The organism is Sphingomonas sp. 66-10 (genome assembly GCF_001897045.1).
In the GTDB taxonomy this organism is placed as follows: domain Bacteria; phylum Pseudomonadota; class Alphaproteobacteria; order Sphingomonadales; family Sphingomonadaceae; genus Sphingomonas; species Sphingomonas lycopersici.
Genome location: NZ_MKRR01000064.1, coordinates 16942 through 19272, shown reverse-complemented (window position 1 = coordinate 19272; position 2331 = coordinate 16942). Strand labels below are relative to the sequence as shown.

The window sequence follows — 2331 nt, the reverse complement described above, 5'->3', positions numbered from 1 at the left end:
CGATCAGCGTCGCAGCCGGCGATCCCCCGTGCATCACCAGCGGCAGGATTTCGGTCGCCGCCGCGGCAAATACGACGCCGGCTGCAAGGTGCTGCATGGCGGCGACCAGCCTCTCGCCGGGTGTGCGCCACCCGGCGAGAAGCGCGCCGATCATGATCGCGATCATGGGGATCAGTGCGAACTTGAGCGCCGCCATCGTCAGTCCCCCCTGCCAGACGCGATCATGCGGGTTGCGGCAGCGGCGCGCCGTCGTCCGCCCTATCCGCGTCGTCGACCTTGACCGCTTGCTGCCCGAACCGGGCGTAAAGCGTCGGCAGCACGAACAGCGTCAGCAGCGTCGCCGAGATCAGGCCGCCGATGACGACGGTCGCGAGCGGCTTCTGCACTTCCGCGCCGGCTCCGCTGGCGAATGCCATCGGTACGAAGCCGAGACTGGCGACCAGCGCGGTCATGACGACCGGGCGCAATCGCTGGAGCGCGCCCGTCCGCGCCGCTTCGGCCCGGTCCATGCCCGACCGGATCAGCTCCTGCACCGAACTAACCATGACGAGGCCGTTGAGGACCGCGATACCCGACAATGCGATGAATCCCACCGCGGCCGAGATCGAGAAGTCCATGCCGCGAACGAACAGCAGCAGCACGCCTCCCACCAGCGCGAAGGGCACGCCGGTGAAGACGATCGCCGCATCGCGTACCGATCCCAAGGCCCCGTAGAGGAGCAGCAGGATCAGCACGAAGCACGCCGGCACCACGAGTTTGAGCCGCTGGCTGGCGGATTCGAGATTCTCGAACTGGCCGCCCCATTCGAGATAGCTGCCCGCCGGCAGGCGCACGCCGGCGACCGCCGCCTGCGCATCCGCGACCACGCTGCCGACGTCGCGTCCGCGGACGTTCGCCTGGACGACGACGCGGCGCTTGCCGTTCTCGCGGCTGATCTGGTTCGGCCCGTCGACGACGCCGATATCGGCGACGCTGGACAGCGGCACATAGCCACCGCCGGCGACCGGCACCTGCACCTGTTCGAGCAGCCCCAGGTCGGCGCGCTCGGCGTCCGACAGGCGGATGACCACCGGAAAGCGCCGGTCTCCCTCGAAGATCATGCCGGACTCGCGACCGCCGAGCGTGGCGGTGATGGTGTCCTGCACATCCTGCGCGGTGACGCCGACCCGTGCCATCGCGTCGCGGTTGACGCGAATGTCGAGCATGGGAAGTCCCGTCGTCTGTTCGACCTTCACGTCAGCCGCTCCTTGCGTCCGGCGAAGGATGCCGGCGATCTGTTCGGCGGTGCGGTTCATGGAGGCGAAGTCGTCGCCGAACACCTTCACCGCGATGTCGCCGCGCACGCCGGCGATCAGCTCGTTGAACCGCATCTGGATTGGCTGCGTGATCTCATAGGCGTTGCCCGGGAACTGCGCGAGCTTCGTCTCCAGCCGCTCGACCAGCGCGGCCTTCTCCAGTTTGGGGTCGGGCCATTCCGCATGCGGCTTCAGGATGACGAACATGTCGGTCGCGTTGGGCGGCATCGGGTCCGAAGCCAGCTCGGCCGTGCCCGTCTTGGAGAAGACGAACCGCACCTCGGGTTGCTTCGAGACCATGCGCTCGATCGGCACCTGCATCGCCTGGCTCTGCTGCACCGATGTCGCCGGAATGCGCAGCGCCTGGATGAGCAGGTCGCCCTCGTCGAGCTGGGGGAGGAACACCTGTCCCAGCGTCGTGAAGGCAAGCGCCGCGGCGACGAGGCTGACGACGCCGGCGCCGATGGTGATCGACGGTCGCTTCATCGCCTTCTCAAGGCCCGGTTCGTAGCGCTGCTTCAGCCACGAGATGATCCGCCCGTCCTCCTCGTTCACCCTCCGCGACAGCCAGATGGCGATCGCCGCAGGCACGAAGGTCAGCGACAGGACGAACGCGAACAGCAGCGCGATGATGACGGTGAGCGCCATCGGCACGAACGTCTTGCCCTCGACGCCGGTCAGCGTCAGCAAGGGCACATAGACGAGGATGATGATTGCCTGCCCGTACGCGGACGGACGGATCATCTCGCGCGCCGCGGTCGCGACCGCCTCCAACCGCTCCTTGACGCTCAGCAGGCGACCTTCGTGATGCTGTTGCTCGGCGAGACGCCGCAACGCATTCTCGACGATGATGACGGCACCATCGACGATCAGCCCGAAGTCCAGCGCGCCGAGCGACATGAGGTTCGCCGAAACCCCCAGCCGTAACATTCCGAACCCGGTCAGCATCATCGTGACCGGGATGACCGCCGCGGCGATCAGCGCGGCGCGGAAGTTGCCGAGCAACAGGAACAGCACGACGATGACGAGCAGTGCG

At 67.4% G+C, this 2331-nt stretch carries 1 protein-coding gene and 1 pseudogene; both read right to left on the bottom strand.

Going from position 1 to position 2331, the window contains the following annotated elements; all coding sequences use genetic code 11:
- Positions 1-196, bottom strand: a pseudogene (locus tag BGN95_RS06415) (transporter); the annotation flags it as partial.
- A 25-nt stretch (positions 197-221) separates the two neighbouring features.
- A partial coding sequence (locus BGN95_RS06410) for an efflux RND transporter permease subunit (RefSeq protein WP_286772003.1) occupies positions 222-2331 on the bottom strand: 2110 nt, incomplete at its 5' end.